Genomic DNA, 16,209 nt, shown 5'->3' on the forward strand with positions numbered 1-16,209 from the left:
GGTTACTAATGAGCATTGATCCGCGTATTATGAGCACACTGCTGCAGCTGCAATTCATGCCTAGCCTGGATAGCAGCGGAAGTGGTTCCAATATTCTATCACCCGACAATCAGGATGGAACATCGATGTTCGGCACGCTCCTTCAGCAGCTGCTGGCGGGCGGTGACGGTACGCTCGCTCCTACCGCAGAGATGATGCCTTTAACCGGAGCGAATCCATTATACAGGCAGCAATCCGCTTGGCCTGTTGCCATGAACGAGACCGAACAAGCTTATGGAAACTCGACAGCTTACGATGTTTACATAAAAGAAGCAGCCGACCGATATGGGGTAGAGCCCGCGCTTATCAAAGCGGTTATCGATACGGAATCATCATTCAATCCCGATGCGGTATCATCTGCCGGGGCTAAGGGGCTCATGCAGCTGATGGATGGGACCGCTCGCGGGCTGGGGGTAAGCAATTCTTTCGATCCCCGGCAGAATATTGAGGGAGGCACCCGATACCTCTCGCATCTGATGGAGAAGTATGACGGCAATGTACAAGCCGCTTTAGCGGCTTACAATGCAGGCCCTGGTCGCGTAGACCGTGCCGGTATTCGTACGGATGCCGATTTCTCGCAGCTAATGGAACGGCTGCCGGAGGAAACGCAGCGGTATGTAGGGAAAGTATTGGGTAATCTCGGAAGCTATGGTGTGACTGCATAGTCGTATACAACCGATAGCAGCTGACGAATAGATCAACGGGGAAGCTCTGCAGAGAATGCGGACGGGCTGTAACCGATGATCTTTTTCTGTTTGCGAAGTATGATTTGAAATGAACTTATACTTTCTTATATTTTCAAATTAACTTACAAGGGGTGACTGACTGTTGTTATATTTCGACCATTGTGCTTCAACGCCGCCCCGGGAAGAGGTCATTCGGACGATGATGGAGGTGATGGCCAAGCATTACGCCAATCCGTCGTCGCTTCATCAAGGCGGCGTAGAAGCATCGGGACTGCTTGAACGGTCACGTGCAGCTGTCGCAGGGATATTCGGAACGGCTCCGGCGGAATGGACGTTCACATCCGGTGGTACGGAGAGCAATAACGCAGCTATTATAGGTGCCGTTGCCCGTTACCGGAACAAGGGAAAACATCTCATTACGACTCAAATTGAGCATCCGTCCGTCTACGATACGTTTCGAAAACTGGGTAATGAAGGATTTCGTGTCACCTATTTACCTGTGAATGAGCAAGGAACGATCGAGGTGCGGGATCTGGCTGACGCACTATCTGAGGATACGGTTATGGTCAGTATCATGCATGTCAATAATGAGGTCGGGTCCGTTCAGCCAATCCCGCAAATCGGCGAGCTGCTGAAACAGCGTCGAAGAGTGCTGTTTCATGTAGACGGGACGCAAAGCGTCGGCAAACTGCCGATTTCGCTGCGGGAATGGGGTGTTGATTTATTTAGCGCGTCCGCCCATAAGGTGGGAGGACCGCGCGGCGTAGGCCTTATGTACGCCCGTCAGGGCGTTCAGCTCGAAGCGCTGCTTGCCGGAGGCGGACAAGAACAGGGTTTGCGGCCGGGAACGGAGAATGTGGCCGCGATCGTCGCAGCGGCCAAAGCATTCCGGCTTGCTGTAGAGGGAGGAGAAGCCCGAAACGCCGCAATGAACCGGCTGCGCAGCCGGTTGGTCGAATGCATCGGCACTATTCCGGAGCTCGTACTCAGCGGCGCGAAGTCAGCATATAACGATGATAATCAATCGGTAATGGCACCGCACATCGTTCATTTCTCTTATCCCGGCATGAAACCGGAAGTATTCGTCCATACGCTGGAGGAGATGGGGATTCTCGCGTCAACGAAATCCGCCTGCTCCTCCAGAGAGAATAAGCCGAGCCGGGTTCTGCTTGCTATGGGTCTGGGGCAAGCGCGCGCGGCAAGCGGAATTCGGATCAGTCTCGGGGATGAGCATAGGGAAGACGATATCGATTATTTGTGCGGAAAACTAGGCGAAGCCGTCTTGAAGCTGAAGCCGTTTGAAAGGAAGGACTGCAAATCATGAAAGTCGATACGATTATGGTGCGTTTTGGAGAATACACGACTAAAGGGCGAAATCGCGGTTTCTTTGAGAAGCGGATTTACGATCAGGTGCGAAGAGTGCTCCGTCCCTTCGCAGCCGTTCAAATGACACGCACATACGGACGTATTTATATTAAGCTTAACGGAGAGTCCTACGAGCTTATATCGGCTAAGCTCAAGCATATTTTCGGGATTGCGTCATTCAGTCCGGCCAGCAAGTGCGAATCGGAGCTGGAGGTGATCCGCGAGACGGCGCTCGAAGTAATGCATTCGCTGCCCAAGAAGCCGTCGACCTTCAAAGTGACGATGCGCCGTGTCGACAAGTCATTCCCGCATGATTCGCAGGAGATGAATCATTTGGTAGGCAGTCATGTGCTGCGTGCGATGCCGGATTTAAAGGTGGATGTCAAGAATCCCGAAGTGGAGCTCCGAGTCGAGATACAGCCAGAGGGAACCTATGTATTCTGCGAAGTGGTACCGGCTGCCGGCGGATATCCTTACGGCACGAACGGGAAAGCCGTTCTGCTGCTGTCAGGCGGAATCGATAGTCCGGTTGCCGGATATTTGGCGATGCGCAAAGGTCTGGAGCTGGAGGCGATCCATTATCACAGCTTCCCGTTCACGAGCGAGAAGGCGAAGCAGAAGGTCATTACGCTTGCGCAGAAGCTGGCTGATATGAGCGGCGTTCCATTCAAGCTCCATATGGTTTCATTTACCGAAATTCAAACCGCGTTTACCCAGTGCAATCAGGATCACTTGATCATTACACTTATGAGAAGGGCGATGCTGCGGATCGCCGAGCGGCTGGCCGAGCAAGCCGGAGCGCTCGGGATAGTTACCGGCGACAGCTTGGGCCAAGTGGCCAGCCAAACACTGGGCAGCATGAATGTCATCGGAAGAACGGTAGAGCTGCCGCTGCTGCGTCCGTTGATTACGACGGACAAGAATGAGATTATCCGGATCGCGGAGCAGATCAAAACTTATGCAACCTCCATTCTGCCTTATGAGGACTGCTGTACGCTGTTCGTGCCGAAATCGCCCAGCACGAACCCGAATTTGAACGTCGTGCTCAAGGTTGAATCATTCGTTCCAAAACTGGATGAGATGATTGATGAAGCGGTAGCCGGAGTGGAGACCCTCGTGATCAAGCCGGGTGAATCTTCGGCGGGAAAGACAAGCGCGGGCAGCGACGACTGGTTCTAGACCTCCATAAGCAGCAGCTGCCGCAGAGTCAATTGAATACAAACAAAAAAGCAGGGACCCTAATGGGTTTCCCTGCTTTTTCCGATGGCGTTTCTTCTCGCTCTGCTCAAATTTGTCAACAGTCCTGCAGTGATAATAAGAATGATGATAAGTGCCTTGAACGACCAGCTCAGCCATTCGTTATCCGTGAAGACACCAGCAATTTTTGGTTCATGGGTAATCATCTTAGCTGCGGTATAAGCGAGCACTCCCGATCCCAGATATATAATCCAAGGGAACCGTCCGATCAGCTTTATGAATAGTGTGCTGCCCCATACGACAATTGGAATACTGATTAAGAGCCCGAGTATGACAAGTACGTAGTTGCCGTGTGCCGCACCGGCTACGGCGATCACATTATCCAGCCCCATCGCGGCGTCCGCGATGATAATCGTCCTGACTGCAGCTCCCAATGAGCTGCCCGCCTTGATGTCGCCATGATCGTCACTCGACACCAGCAAATTGTAAGCAATCCAGAGCAGCAGGATGCCGCCGGCAAGAAGCAGCCATGGTATATCAAGCAGGTAAACGACGAGGATGGTTGCTACAGCGCGAATGGCGACCGCACCAACCGTTCCCAGAATGACCGCTCTCTTCTGTAGATGCTTCGGCAAATTTCTTGAGGCCATACCGATAACAATCGCATTATCACCTGCAAGAATCAAGTCGATAAAAACAATCGTGAGAAGAGCGGACAAAAATTCGAGCGAAAAGAAATCCAAGCTTGTCCTCTCCTTTCTTTTTTAAACCAACTCTACAAAGTCTATCATATAATACGGGCCATGATGAAATAAGGAGTCGTTTTTTTTTTACACATAACTCGTCCGATGCCATCATACCGTTGTCTTAAGCGCTGTTTTGCTTAGGAGGCGAAAGGGTTGGAAAGCTTGGTTACCTTTGTTGAAATTATGTTTATCAATATGCTGCTCAGCGGAGATAATGCGGTCGTTATCGCCTTGGCCAGCCAGCAGCTTCCGCAGGAACAGCGGCGGAAGGCCATCTGGTGGGGAGCGGCGCTTGCGGTAGCTCTGCGCTGTGTGCTTACGCTGGTCGCGATCACGCTGCTGAAGGTGCCGTACCTGCAAGCGGGAGGAGCGGTCCTCCTCTTTATTATCGCCATCAAGCTCATAGCCGATGCGGCTGACGGTCAGCAGTCCCACGATGTACGTAAGGCGAAGTCGCTGGGCCAAGCGATTCGAACGATTATCGCGGCGGATTTCATTATGAGTTTGGACAACGTGCTGGCGATTGCTGCCATTGCAGACGGGGAGCCTGTACTTATTCTGCTCGGCATTGCGATTAGCATACCGATGATTATCTGGGGGAGCCAACTGCTCAGCAGAATCCTTCAAAAATTCCCTCCGCTCGTGTATATCGGAGGGGGGCTTCTCGGCTATGCGGCAGGTGAAATGCTGGCTCACGACCCTGGCATTATGAAGCTGCTGACGCATCATTCTAACGTATTTCAAGAAGCGGTTCCGCTCCTATCCGTTCCGTTTGTAATCGCTGTCGCATTGCTCCGCCTGCGAAGGTGAGCGCCCGGCGGCATTTTTTTTTATTTCTCGACATAAAACCTGCTGGTTTTTTGTCTTTCATTCCTATACACTAGTAATGATAAAAAAGTGTCGAGAGAAGGGAATTTTGCATGTCGAAAAATCAATTCGCTATCGGAATCGTTTTTTTGCTTGCCGGTTTGGTTATAATGCTGGGGAGGCTGGGCCTGTTCTCATTCCTTGGGACGAACTTCTGGCCGCTGTTTGTCCTTATACCGGGCATTTTGCTGCACGTGCTGTTTTTCGGCCGGCTGCTGCCATCGGCGGCTTTGGTTCCCGGTGCGATTTTGACGATATACGCCTTGATCTTTTTCTTCTGTATCGCGGTCGGATGGGACAAAATGCAGTACGTATGGCCCTTTTTTATTTTGGGAGTCGCCGTCGGTCTGTATGAATATCATTTGTTCGATACTTCTCATCCGAAGCAGCCTCTTACGGCGGCGATCATATTGGCTCTGGTCGCGATTTCGCTATTTATCATTATGCTGTTGTGGGGTTGGGGGGTATACCTGATTGCGGCGGTATTGATCGCTATCGGGGCGTGGCTGGTTACAGGCGGCCGAAGAGCACGTTGGTAAGACGAGTCACCTTAGGTTAGACGGAAACAGACTATAAATTAAAGTTGGAGTGGATTCGAATTATGCTTGCAAGAGAAAACATACGCAACATCGCTATCATTGCCCACGTAGACCACGGGAAAACGACGCTCGTCGATAAGCTGCTGCAGCAATCCGGCACATATCGGGATAACGAAGCCGTTCAAGAACGGGTAATGGACTCGAACGATCTGGAGCGCGAACGCGGTATTACGATTCTGGCCAAGAATACGGCGATCACCTACAAAGATTACCTGATCAATATTGTCGATACACCGGGCCATGCCGATTTCGGCGGTGAAGTTGAACGGATTATGAAGATGGTCGATGGTGTTCTCCTCGTCGTCGATGCATTCGAAGGATGCATGCCGCAGACAAAGTTCGTTCTTCGCAAAGCGCTTGAGCATCAGCTAACCCCGATTGTCGTCGTGAACAAAATCGATCGTCCGAATGCCCGTCCTGCCGAAGTGATCGATGAAGTGCTCGACCTGTTCATCGAACTTGGCGCTAACGATCAACAGCTAGACTTCCCGGTCGTATATGCATCGGCCCTCATGGGTACCTCCAGTCTCGATCCAGACGTCCAAGCCGAGAACATGCTTGACCTCTACGAAACCATTGTAAGCCATATCCCCTCCCCTACGGAGAACGTCGATGAACCTCTGCAGTATCTAGTAACCCTGCTTGACTATAACGAATATCTCGGACGTATTGCAGTCGGCCGCGTGAACCGCGGTAAGATTCGTCAAGGGCAGACGGTAGCCGTCATGACGCGCGAAGGGGCGACGAAGCAAGCGCGGATCGAGAAGCTGTTCGGCTTCCAGGGCCTTAAGCGGATTGAGGTAGAAGAAGCGGGCGCAGGCGATATTGTCGCAATTGCAGGCATTAGAGAGATCAACATCGGAGAAACAATCGCTGATCCGGCGAATCCGGAAGCTCTGCCTGTACTGAAGATCGATGAGCCTACATTGCAAATGACGTTCCTGGTGAACAACAGCCCGTTTGCCGGCCGCGAAGGCAAGTGGGTGACATCCCGCAAGCTGCGTGAGCGTCTATTTAAGGAATTGGAGACTGACGTTGCCCTTCGCGTAGACGAAACCGATAGCCCGGATGCTTTTATCGTTTCCGGACGCGGAGAGCTTCACCTTAGTATTCTGATCGAGAACATGCGCCGCGAAGGCTTTGAGCTGCAGGTTTCGAAACCGGAAGTCATCGTGAAGGAAATCGACGGTGCGAAGAGCGAGCCTTATGAGCGGCTGATCATCGACGTGCCGGAAGAGAGCACGGGTTCGGTCATGGAAAGCCTCGGAACGCGTAAAGCGGAGATGGTCAACATGATCAACAACGGGAATGGCCAAGTCCGTCTCGAGTTCATTATCCCGGCTCGCGGCTTGATCGGATACCGGACGCAATTTCTGACGTTAACACGCGGTTATGGCATCATGAACCATGCGTTTGACAGCTATGGACCGCTTGTAGGCTCCTCAGTCGGCGGACGTCATCAAGGCGTGCTTGTGTCTAGTGAGAACGGCACCTCCACATTCTACGGAATGATGTCGGTCGAAGACCGAGGTCTGCTATTCATGGAGCCGGGTACGGAAGTCTACGAGGGAATGATCGTGGGCGAGCATAACCGGGATACGGACATTATCGTCAACATATGTAAAGAGAAACAGTTGACGAACATTCGCTCTGCGGGTAAGGATGATACGACTCGTCTCAAAACACCGGTGCTTTTCTCTCTTGAGCAAGCATTAGAGTATTTGAACGACGATGAATATTGCGAAATTACGCCGAAGTCGATTCGCCTCCGCAAGAAAATCTTGAACAAGAGTGAGCGCGAACGTGCGGAGAAGCACCGCAAAATGGCTCAATCCGGCGTGTAACAGGAACTGCATATAGTAGGCATCGGGCTGACGTTAGTTGTATAATAACGTTATCAGCCCGTTTGCTGCATTTTAGGCTTAAATAGTTTCGAGAAAGCGAGGTTGTTGACGTGCAGGAATGGCTTCAGAACCATCCTCTAATTACGTATATCTTGATTTTCTGCTTTGTTCTCTATATTTTTAACGCGGTATTCCGCGTGCAGCGGCTGCCTATCCTGAAGGAAATTCTTGTCCATATCGTGATGGCGGTCGGTTCGTTCGTCCTCTTCATTTTGCAGATCGACAAGCTTCCGATTGTTCAATGCTTGTCGGTTGCCGTAGCGATGATGCTTCTGCTGCGCGGACGTCAATTGTATGACAAGTGGAAGGGCAATGGAACGAAGAGCAAGGATTCCGAGCCGGGTGCGCCGTCTTCTGCAGCTATCCAGAATGAGCGCAAGTAGACGCAGCGCGAGTAAGCGGATATGATAGTCCCAAAACTTTCTATCGCGCTGGATCGTCAAGAGAGTGGGGATGGAACCGGAGGCAGATTGAATGGCGGGGAGGATGGGTCATGCGGTTTGATGATGCATTGTTTAATTGGCTGCAGATTCAAGTAGTGGCCCAAGCAAGGCCTGATGACAAGGCCGCCGTCGATACGCGTGACTTCTTCGAATTGATTCTGACGGAGGACCACAAGATCGCAGGCCTGAGGATCGAGAAAACCGACGAGACGATGATACATGTCAGATACGAGCAGGAAGGTCGATCCAAGCTGAAGATGTATCCTCGCGAAGCGGGGGAACAACTGCTGGCCGATATTAACTCGAATCCGAAATACAACTGATGAAGGTGGAAATAAATGAGCAGGGAAACTTCTTTGCCGTCCAGATCGGGCTCGCGTGGATCGGGTTCGCCGAAGAAACCGAAGAAACAGAAGAAAATCAGGTGGATGCGCCGATTTATGGCGCTGCTATTGGTCGTCCTGATCGTAATTGCCGGCTACCTCGGTTACTTGTATAAGCAATCCAAGGATGCGCTGCTGGCGGCGACGGCCGATGCCGAGCCGGGCATGGTTGTACCGGCGGATCAATCGGTATCCGTCAAGCCGGTCGGCATTCTTCTGCTTGGCGTCGATTCGCGGGAAGAGACCAGCACCTTGAATACGGATGTTATGATGGTAGCGACGCTGAATCCGAAGACGAAGAAGGTTACAGTCGTTTCGATTCCGCGGGATACCAAGATCGAACTGGACGGATATAAGAGCAGAAAGGCAAATTCGTATTATGCGAAGTTTCGTTATAATGCCATTCATGATGAGAAGATGGATGTAAAAGCAGCAGAGAAGCAAGCGAAGCAGGATCTGCGCAAAATGATGAGCAAATATTTTGGAATCGACATCTCCTATACGGCTACGATTAATTTCAATGGGTTCGTCGACGTTGTCGATGCGCTCGGCGGCGTAGAGGTGGATGTCGATATGGACATGCGTTATGTCGACAAAGCGGACGGCACGGATATTAATTTGACCAAGGGCCGTCAAAAGCTGGATGGGGATCAGGCGCTCGATTTCGTCCGCTACCGCAAGTCGAATGACAACACGAACATGTCCAGCGACTTCGACCGCAATAAGCGGCAGCATGAAGTGATCGGCGCGATTACCGATAAGATGAAGTCGTTCACGGGCGTCACCAAGCTGGCCGGCGTAATCGGTGCTGTAGGCAGCAATATGAGGATGGATATGCCGAGCAGCGAAGTGGAGAATTTGCTCAAAACCTATTTCAAAATCGACCGCAGCGACATTGCGTTTGTTCCGCTGGAGGGTACTTGGCGGAGCCCGTACGTGCGTGTCAGCGACGAGAGCTTGCAGGCCGCACGGGCTGCGCTGCAGGCAAATCTGGCGCAATGACCAGTGGTCGCTAAGCACAACCTGTGCTATAATGAAGGCACCCACAGATCCGCGAGACTAGCGTGAGGAGGCCATGAGAATGCCCGAACTCGTCACGGCACTATCCGAAGACTTATTCAATCAGTTACAGAATGAACCGTTCGTGCTTCTGCACACCATCGATGCGGATGGCAGCTACCCGACTTCAAGCGCCATATCTTGGGTACATGCGGTAGAACGCAACCGGATCCGGTTCGCGATCGACGGTCGTTCCCGGTTAGTTGCCAACATGGCTGCAAATCCGGATGTAAGTGTAACTTTGTTCGCTTCCGAAACCGTACAAGCGGTTTATGGCAAAGCAAGCTTGGTAACGGAGGCGCTTGAGAATGTGCCGTTCAAGCTGGCTTGCTACGAGATCGAGATTGAAGCGATCCGGGATGCCATGTTCTACGGCGCCCGCCTGTCCGCTTTGCCGACTTTCGAGAAAACCTATGACAAACGAGCTGCAGACAAGTTGGATGGACAAGTGTTTGCCGCCATGAAGAAAGCCTAGTGTAGTCACACTAGGCTTTTTGTGTACTTAGAGCGTGCTGTTCATTTACATTCTCTTATCGAGCTTTGGCTCCGTCTGCATGTTTGGATCCTTGGGCAGCGTATCACCCGGTAATTGGGGAACAATTCGTCCGATAATATCGGCCATCTCATTGGCGAACCCTGCTATGGGCTGCCCGCGGCGGATATCGCTTTGTATTTCGCGTAAGCGTTCGGCCAAGTCCATATCGGCAGTGACGAGGGCGTTTACACCGTAGGGATCCTTGCGGAATGCTTCCGCAACGGCGTACTTGATCGTACCGACGCGCGAGCGGTCCAGCGTTCCGTCAACATCGATTCCGACAACGGCCGTATTACCAAACACGACACAGTGAGCGCCTTTTACGCCTGGAATATGAGTCGCCAGCGTTTCCAAATGAGAAGAGACTTGCTTCGAATTTTTAATTTCTTTCTTGCGCGGTTCAGTTTGCTGCGCTCGTACGCGATCATCATTTTGCGGAGAGGGTGATGTCTCGTTGCGTGCGACGGTACCGCATCCAGTCGCCAGCAAGCAAAGGATCATAGCTGACACCAGCCATTTACCCATATTTCCCACCTGACCTTTCCTGTTTCACGTTTCGTAACTTCCATCTTAGTTTGTCTCAGGGCAGGTTTGGCTATGTACGCCATTCGAATGAAATTCCAACGCCAGGAGGTCTCGCGATGAATAAAATATTCGTGCTCGACACTAATGTGCTGCTTCATGATCCGCAAGCGATCTACGCATTTGATGATAACGAGGTCATCATCCCTGCAGTGGTGTTGGAAGAGATTGACTCGAAGAAGAGGCTGGCCGATGAAATAGGACGCAATGCGCGTACGGTATCCCGGCTGCTTGACGGGATGCGGGAAGAGGGGCATCTACACGCCGGAATTCCGCTCCAAGGCGGAGGGCTGCTGAAGGTGGAGCTGAACCACCGGAGCTTCGTACGGGTCCAGGAAATGTTCGGAGAGATGTCCAATGATAATCGCATATTGGCCGTAGCGTTGAATTATTTTCTGGAGGAGCAGGGCAAGGAAGATCCCAGACCTGTCGTCATCGTGAGCAAGGATGTGCTGGTCCGCATTAAGGCGGATGTTCTTGGCATTATGGCGGAGGATTATTTGTCAGACCGTGTCGTCAGACCGTCAGAAGTCTATGGAGGCTATATGACGGTATTCGTCCATCCTTCGGTGATCGATGAGTTCTATACGTATCGTTTCTTGACGATCAAGACGCTTCAACTGAATACGAAGCTTTATCCGAATGAATTCGTTATTCTGCGGGATGAAATGGGAACGTCGAAATCGGCTCTGCTGAAAGTCAGTCAGGACGGCGTAAAGCTGGAACCGTTGTACCTAAGCAATGAGCCCGTGTGGGGGATAACCGCCAGAAACGCGCAGCAGCGCATGGCGCTGGAGCTTCTTCTGAACGATGACATCCCGCTCGTGACATTGACGGGGAAAGCGGGTACGGGCAAGACGCTGCTTGCGCTGGCCGCAGGGCTCTCCAAAGTCGAGGATGAGCATAAATACAAAAAGCTGCTTATCGCTCGGCCGGTCGTGCCGATGGGGAAGGATATCGGCTATTTGCCCGGGGAAAAGGAGGAGAAGCTGCGTCCATGGATGCAGCCGATCTATGATAACTTGGAATATTTGTTCGATACGAAAAAATCGGGCGACATCGATAAAATACTGATGGGCCTCGGCAGTATCCAGGTCGAAGCGTTAACTTACATTCGCGGCCGATCCATTCCAGGACAATTCATTATCATTGACGAGGCCCAGAACTTAAGCCGGCATGAGGTCAAAACCATTGTGTCGCGCGTTGGCGAGGGAAGTAAGATCGTGCTCATGGGAGACCCGGAGCAGATCGATCATCCGTATTTGGATGCCGTCAGCAACGGTCTGACCCATATTGTGGAACGGTTCAAGCAGGAGAGCATCAGCGGGCATATGACGCTGGAGAAAGGCGAGCGGTCGAAGCTCGCGCAGCTGGCTGCGGATTTATTATAAGCGTGCTCGATTGCCGCAGCGTTCTAGCGAGATCGCTGTTAGATGAGCCGCTTGGTACTGCAGCGATATGCGCGTGCTATGCCCTCCAATAGCTCTATCTGCTGACGGTCGACGGCGAGCAGCTGCCGGCCGTCTTCCCTTTTCATGGCGATTGCGTGTTCTTCGGCCTGCAGAATGGCAGACGCAAGCTCGGAGCCGGCCTCTGTGCAAGTTAACTGCATTACCGCGCATAGGGTTAAATCGATAAAGGTGCGTCCGGACGGGGTAGCAACACCATAATCGGTCAATACCCGAAGCTCGGTTATCCACCGTTCGTCCAATTCCAGCCATGTTCCCAGCTCGTATCGGATGCCGGAGGATTGAAGAATGGCATCTGCCTCCTGTAGGTCATTCTCAGCCGATATGAAGAGAAGAGGCGGATGATAGTCGAGAAGAGGAATAGCCGCAGCGATTTCTTTGATCATGGAAGAGATATTTATTTCCGGATCGGGATCAACAGCCGGCAGCAGAAGCTCCACGCAAAACACGGTATCCATAATTGCTCCCCCTTACGGTAAGTTCTTCCATCCATTATGCTGGATATCCAACAGTTTGATCAAGGGGTCGGGATTTCACAGGCGACAACGGCTACCATTCTTGCTACAATGGAGCTTAGGACAAAAGTTGGAGGGTAAGGCATATGTCACGCAGGAAATATGTCATACTGCTGCTTGGCGTGTTTACGGTTTGCATGGCGCTGACGCTTCCGAAGCTGGTCAAGCCAGGAACGACCGTTCCGTCCTTGGGAGGACAGCCGGGATTGCAGAAACCGCCTGAAATAACCAATGGCGAAGGTACCATTACGACGATACATGTTGCGCTCTCGATGAGCGATGCGGAATTTCTATATTGGAGCAAGCTGAACCATCAATTCAATAACAGCCATCCGGAGATTAACGTTAAGCTGGTTAACTATCCGCAAGCCGAGGCACATTCAGAGTGGATCAGGCAATCGCAGATCGGTTCGGCAATAGATATTATTCTCATGGATAATACGATGATCCGGGAATTCGCTGTGAAGGGCTTCTTATTCCCGGTCGACGATCTGTATGCGGGAGAAACGCTCGCAGATCAATTGGAAGCGCTCACAGATCCGTTGAAATGGAACGGCTCCTTGTGGGGCGTCTCGGTTGACAGCGACCCCCTGTTCGTCGTCTGGCAGGATGAGCTGCTGCGGAAGGCGGGGCTGGACAAGCCGCCTGCCAGCTGGTCCGCTTTGTCCGAGGCCATCGCTTCGCTGCATGCGAGCAATCCGGAGCTGCAGCTGGTCGAGCTGAACAAATTCGACGCCAGCCACTGGACGGCCTGGCTTGGAGCAGTCGCCGGCAATGCCAGGGATGCTGCGAATTTGTCCGCTCTCAGCGAGCAGTCACAGAAGCAGCTGCGCTTCCTTGCCGAGCAAGATGCAGGAAGCCCGTCTTCGCAGCAGACGGGGGTGACCCCTTCGTGGGTGGAACGGATGAAGAAGCGTGAGCTGCTGTCTTCCGTAACCGCATGGTCGTTCTACCGCGGTCTTCCCGAAGCGGACCGTAAGCAGCTGATAATCGGGAATAACGCGTCCGCAATGGCATGGATCGGTGGAAGAAGCTTCGTCCTTACGGCGCAATCCGAGGCTCACGAAGCGGCAAAGGAATGGATAAGAGCCATGACGCTCCCGGATATGCAGGCAGCCCGGTATGAAGAGTTGGGCAGGCTCCCTGCGCGCAAATCCGTATATCAAAACGGATTTCAAATGGGATATTCAGCGGCTAAACCGCCGAATTGGCTGCTTCAAGTACTGGATCAGCCGTTGTTTACGCCGGATCCGGGCTGGTCTTTCAGGTGGGAGCGCTGGTCGGAGCTGTGGAGGGGAATCAGCGATTCGGAGACGATGGAGATTGAGGAGATCAATCGTCTGATCCGCGGCTGGAACGGAGAAGAAGAAAGCGGCGCAGGGGGCGCCGCTGACGGATTACAAGCTGACGGAAAGCTTGACGATTAATCGGCCTTCTTCAACGGAAACGGACTTCGCCTTCAGGAACGATACGATTTTCTGCGGATAGAAGCCAAGATCGAATTCTTCTTCCAGCGCTTGCCTTGTCGTATCCGGCAATGCCAGACCGTTAAAGTTAAGCTCGTCCACATGGAACAGAATGCCGTTATTCGGTTTATCTTCAATGGTATAATGGCCGGTAATGGTTACCTCCAGCCCTTCGCGCTTGCCGGAGACCGAGACGGCGTTGTCTTCGAACGAGAATTCAAAGTTGTTGAACATCTCATTCTGCTCCCGCAGAAATTCGTTCAACTTCGTCTCGGGAATGGTCAAGGTGTAATTAAGTCCGTCGATGGTGAGCATATCTTTGTTATTCTGCACCCAATCCGGCATGTTCTTCATTGCCGTGGCGAGCGCTTTGAAATACCGCTTGACCTCATAGAAGCCGACATTGCTCCAGAAGTCGGTCATTTCTTGAATCATGAGCCGCAGCCGTTCTTCGTCGGAACGTCCGCTAACCTGATTATCCACATCCTGTTGAAGGGCCAGCAGCCGTTCACGCTGTGCCTTTAACCGGGTTTCGATCTGTGTCAGCTGGGCCGCTTCTTCATCCAGCCTGGCGACCGTCTTCTTCACTTTGCGGTATTGCGTTACATATGTATTCAGCAGCCGCTGATCATTGGCAAAGATAAGCTCGAAATAGTCCAGCATCGTAAGCAAGTCGCCCAGAGAGTTGGAGGACAGCAGGGCGGTCATTAGAATGTCCCGGTCGCCCATGTAATAGGCGCGCAGCACGCTTCCCGCATCCTCGCGCTGCGAGTTCATGGCTTGTTCTTGACGCTCAAGCTCAGCCTGGGAGCGCTCCAGCTGATCCCCGGCCGCTTTTCTTTGCTCGGCGATTTGGTTGATTTCCTTGTCCAGCTCGACGACGGACAGGCTTTTCTCCAGAATCCGCCTGACTTCTTCGTCTTCCGGCGATTGGGCGAAAACCGGGTATAGGGACAGCCATACGGCTGCTGCAACCAGTACAGCGGCACCGAACCGGCGTCGCATCGTTCCTTTCACATTAGCGCTCCTTTCTGATGTTGATGGACATGCTGCACTACTATATGCGCATAATCAATCTATTATATCTTTAAAAGAGGAATTTGTCCTTCCGACAGGAGGCTTACGGGATGAATGATACGAAGCGGTTAGCGCAGCGAATAGCCGAGCGTATCTCGCTAAATCATGCGGCTGGCGAGGTGAGAGCGCAAGATGGCGGGATGAAGCAAGCAGAATGTATTTCCTTTCGCGATTATATGGCCATGTGTCTGTACGACCCCGAAGACGGTTATTACGGGTCGGGACCGGTCCGGATCGGGAGGACGGGCGACTTTTACACGAGCTCTGCGGTCGGGACCGTGATGGGGGAGAAGCTGGCTGCTTACATGGCAGAGCTGATAGCAAGCTATGGCGGACTTGCAGCTGCTGCGGAGTGGGGAGCGGGAACGGGGAGATTGTCCGCTCACATTCTCGGTGCTTGGCGGAAACAGGGCTACGAATGGCTGCCCTACATGACCTATGCCGTGATCGACAGCAGCCCGGCGCATTTGCAGAGCGCGCGGGAGACGCTGGGTCCGGAGAAGGACGGCCCTGCTCTCTTGTTCTGGCGGCCCGAGGAGATCGACTCCAGCCGATTGATGACGGATAATCCGATCATCATCGTCGCTAATGAGCTGCTGGATGCTTTCCCGGTTCATCGCGTGATCTGTCGCGACGGACAATTGTACGAGCTGGGCGTGGCTCTTCGGCACTCCTCAGGGCAGGAGGCGCCGGCCTTTCAGTATGCGTATATGCCGCTGACGGATCCGGGGATCGAACGGTCTCTTGCGGCTGACGGTATCGTGCTGCTGGAGGGTCAAGTGACGGAGGTTAATTTAGAAGCGGAGCGCTGGATCGCTTACATAGGCGGAAGGGTGAATAGAGGATCGCTGGTTCTCATCGATTACGGGCATGAAGCCCGCGAGCTGACGGCTTCGCACAGAATGCGCGGGTCACTCCTCTGCTACAGCGGACACCGGGCGCATGACAATCCGTTTCTGCAGCCTGGCGGGCAGGATATAACCGCCCACATTAATTTTACCGCGTGCAGGCGTGCCGCAGAAGCATCGGGTTGGCATGTTGCCTATTACGGCACGCAGAAACAGTTTCTGGTCGATCATGGCGTCCTGAACGATCTAACGGCGCATGACGGCACGGATCCGTTCAGCGAAGCGGCCAAACGCAACCGCAGCATACGCCAGCTGCTATTGAGCGACGGAATGAGCGAGACCTTCAAGGTGATGACCTTAAGCAAAGGAATATGACGGTTAAAACGTGAGAAGGGCTGTTCCGGCAAGTGCCGGAACAGCCCTTCTTTT

At 52.7% G+C, this 16,209-nt stretch carries 17 protein-coding genes; 13 read left to right on the forward strand and 4 right to left on the reverse strand.

Features of this window, described 5'->3' with window-relative positions:
* The first annotated feature begins 8 nt into the window (after positions 1–8).
* The 3 genes from L1F29_RS10275 to thiI all read left to right on the forward strand — a co-directional run bounded on the left by L1F29_RS10275 (position 9) and on the right by thiI (position 3,269).
* Positions 9–704: a lytic transglycosylase domain-containing protein gene (locus tag L1F29_RS10275; RefSeq protein WP_258388221.1), complete on the forward strand. Its 696-nt coding sequence runs from the start codon at positions 9–11 to the stop codon at positions 702–704.
* Positions 705–867: 163 nt separating this feature from the next.
* Positions 868–2,049 (forward strand): cysteine desulfurase family protein, encoded by a 1,182-nt coding sequence (locus L1F29_RS10280; protein ID WP_258388222.1) that lies wholly within the window; start codon positions 868–870, stop codon positions 2,047–2,049.
* Positions 2,046–3,269, forward strand: coding sequence for a tRNA uracil 4-sulfurtransferase ThiI (gene thiI / locus L1F29_RS10285; RefSeq protein ID WP_258388223.1), 1,224 nt, complete (start codon positions 2,046–2,048; stop codon positions 3,267–3,269). Before L1F29_RS10280 ends, thiI begins: the two co-directional genes overlap by 4 nt.
* Before the next feature lie 59 nt (positions 3,270–3,328).
* Here thiI and L1F29_RS10290 read toward each other — a convergent pair whose 3' ends face one another.
* Positions 3,329–4,030: a TerC family protein gene (locus tag L1F29_RS10290; protein ID WP_258388224.1), complete on the reverse strand. Its 702-nt coding sequence runs from the start codon at positions 4,028–4,030 to the stop codon at positions 3,329–3,331.
* A 156-nt stretch (positions 4,031–4,186) separates the two neighbouring features.
* On the opposite strand from L1F29_RS10290, the gene L1F29_RS10295 reads away from it, so the two are divergent.
* The 7 genes from L1F29_RS10295 (at position 4,187) to L1F29_RS10325 (ending at position 9,763) form a co-directional block, all read left to right on the forward strand.
* The gene (locus tag L1F29_RS10295) at positions 4,187–4,843 is read left to right on the forward strand and encodes a TerC family protein (protein WP_258388225.1); all 657 of its coding nucleotides are present in this window, start codon (positions 4,187–4,189) and stop codon (positions 4,841–4,843) included.
* Between the two features lie 110 nt (positions 4,844–4,953).
* The gene (locus L1F29_RS10300) at positions 4,954–5,439 is read left to right on the forward strand and encodes a hypothetical protein (RefSeq protein ID WP_258388226.1); all 486 of its coding nucleotides are present in this window, start codon (positions 4,954–4,956) and stop codon (positions 5,437–5,439) included.
* Between the two features lie 62 nt (positions 5,440–5,501).
* Complete coding sequence (gene typA / locus L1F29_RS10305; protein WP_258388227.1) at positions 5,502–7,343, forward strand: translational GTPase TypA; 1,842 nt, start codon at positions 5,502–5,504, stop codon at positions 7,341–7,343.
* A gap of 110 nt (positions 7,344–7,453) precedes the next feature.
* A complete protein-coding gene (locus L1F29_RS10310) occupies positions 7,454–7,786 on the forward strand; it encodes a YlaH-like family protein (protein ID WP_258388228.1) in 333 nt (110 codons plus the stop codon).
* 110 nt (positions 7,787–7,896) lie between these two features.
* Positions 7,897–8,169: a hypothetical protein gene (locus L1F29_RS10315; RefSeq protein WP_258388229.1), complete on the forward strand. Its 273-nt coding sequence runs from the start codon at positions 7,897–7,899 to the stop codon at positions 8,167–8,169.
* Positions 8,170–8,184: 15 nt separating this feature from the next.
* The gene (locus tag L1F29_RS10320) at positions 8,185–9,231 is read left to right on the forward strand and encodes an LCP family protein (protein ID WP_258388230.1); all 1,047 of its coding nucleotides are present in this window, start codon (positions 8,185–8,187) and stop codon (positions 9,229–9,231) included.
* Between the two features lie 79 nt (positions 9,232–9,310).
* A complete protein-coding gene (locus L1F29_RS10325; protein WP_258388231.1) occupies positions 9,311–9,763 on the forward strand; it encodes a pyridoxamine 5'-phosphate oxidase family protein in 453 nt (150 codons plus the stop codon).
* A gap of 45 nt (positions 9,764–9,808) precedes the next feature.
* Here the strand turns inward: L1F29_RS10325 and L1F29_RS10330 are convergent, their stop codons facing one another.
* Positions 9,809–10,348 (reverse strand): YhcN/YlaJ family sporulation lipoprotein, encoded by a 540-nt coding sequence (locus tag L1F29_RS10330; RefSeq protein WP_258388232.1) that lies wholly within the window; start codon positions 10,346–10,348, stop codon positions 9,809–9,811.
* Between the two features lie 116 nt (positions 10,349–10,464).
* On the opposite strand from L1F29_RS10330, the gene L1F29_RS10335 reads away from it, so the two are divergent.
* Positions 10,465–11,796, forward strand: coding sequence for a PhoH family protein (locus L1F29_RS10335; protein WP_258388233.1), 1,332 nt, complete (start codon positions 10,465–10,467; stop codon positions 11,794–11,796).
* A gap of 38 nt (positions 11,797–11,834) precedes the next feature.
* On the opposite strand, the gene L1F29_RS10340 is transcribed toward L1F29_RS10335, so the two are convergent.
* The gene (locus tag L1F29_RS10340; protein ID WP_258388234.1) at positions 11,835–12,332 is read right to left on the reverse strand and encodes a hypothetical protein; all 498 of its coding nucleotides are present in this window, start codon (positions 12,330–12,332) and stop codon (positions 11,835–11,837) included.
* Between the two features lie 143 nt (positions 12,333–12,475).
* On the opposite strand from L1F29_RS10340, the gene L1F29_RS10345 reads away from it, so the two are divergent.
* Positions 12,476–13,816 (forward strand): ABC transporter substrate-binding protein, encoded by a 1,341-nt coding sequence (locus L1F29_RS10345; RefSeq protein ID WP_258388235.1) that lies wholly within the window; start codon positions 12,476–12,478, stop codon positions 13,814–13,816.
* Here L1F29_RS10345 and L1F29_RS10350 read toward each other — a convergent pair.
* A complete protein-coding gene (locus L1F29_RS10350) occupies positions 13,787–14,872 on the reverse strand; it encodes a coiled-coil domain-containing protein (RefSeq protein ID WP_258388236.1) in 1,086 nt (361 codons plus the stop codon). The two genes, L1F29_RS10345 and L1F29_RS10350, sit on opposite strands and share 30 nt — an antisense overlap.
* A gap of 110 nt (positions 14,873–14,982) precedes the next feature.
* Here L1F29_RS10350 and L1F29_RS10355 point away from each other — a divergent pair, with 110 nt between their 5' ends.
* Positions 14,983–16,155 carry a class I SAM-dependent methyltransferase gene (locus L1F29_RS10355; protein ID WP_258388237.1) on the forward strand — a complete coding sequence of 391 codons (1,173 nt, stop codon included), beginning with the start codon at positions 14,983–14,985 and terminating at the stop codon, positions 16,153–16,155.
* Positions 16,156–16,209: the final 54 nt, after the last annotated feature.

The sequence above is a fragment of the Paenibacillus spongiae genome (genome assembly GCF_024734895.1).
GTDB classification, from domain to species: Bacteria; Bacillota; Bacilli; order Paenibacillales; family Paenibacillaceae; genus Paenibacillus_Z; species Paenibacillus_Z spongiae.

What these genes read in the sequence shown, in the direction of transcription:
- L1F29_RS10275 (WP_258388221.1), top strand. Translation starts at nt 9, where the DNA reads ATGAGCATTGATCCGCGTATTATGAGCACACTGCTGCAGCTGCAATTC.
- thiI (WP_258388223.1), top strand. Translation starts at nt 2,046, where the DNA reads ATGAAAGTCGATACGATTATGGTGCGTTTTGGAGAATACACGACTAAA.
- L1F29_RS10300 (WP_258388226.1), top strand. Translation starts at nt 4,954, where the DNA reads ATGTCGAAAAATCAATTCGCTATCGGAATCGTTTTTTTGCTTGCCGGT.
- typA (WP_258388227.1), top strand. Translation starts at nt 5,502, where the DNA reads ATGCTTGCAAGAGAAAACATACGCAACATCGCTATCATTGCCCACGTA.
- L1F29_RS10315 (WP_258388229.1), top strand. Translation starts at nt 7,897, where the DNA reads ATGCGGTTTGATGATGCATTGTTTAATTGGCTGCAGATTCAAGTAGTG.
- L1F29_RS10320 (WP_258388230.1), top strand. Translation starts at nt 8,185, where the DNA reads ATGAGCAGGGAAACTTCTTTGCCGTCCAGATCGGGCTCGCGTGGATCG.
- L1F29_RS10325 (WP_258388231.1), top strand. Translation starts at nt 9,311, where the DNA reads ATGCCCGAACTCGTCACGGCACTATCCGAAGACTTATTCAATCAGTTA.
- L1F29_RS10330 (WP_258388232.1), bottom strand. Translation starts at nt 10,348, where the DNA reads ATGGGTAAATGGCTGGTGTCAGCTATGATCCTTTGCTTGCTGGCGACT.
- L1F29_RS10335 (WP_258388233.1), top strand. Translation starts at nt 10,465, where the DNA reads ATGAATAAAATATTCGTGCTCGACACTAATGTGCTGCTTCATGATCCG.
- L1F29_RS10340 (WP_258388234.1), bottom strand. Translation starts at nt 12,332, where the DNA reads ATGGATACCGTGTTTTGCGTGGAGCTTCTGCTGCCGGCTGTTGATCCC.
- L1F29_RS10345 (WP_258388235.1), top strand. Translation starts at nt 12,476, where the DNA reads ATGTCACGCAGGAAATATGTCATACTGCTGCTTGGCGTGTTTACGGTT.
- L1F29_RS10355 (WP_258388237.1), top strand. Translation starts at nt 14,983, where the DNA reads ATGAATGATACGAAGCGGTTAGCGCAGCGAATAGCCGAGCGTATCTCG.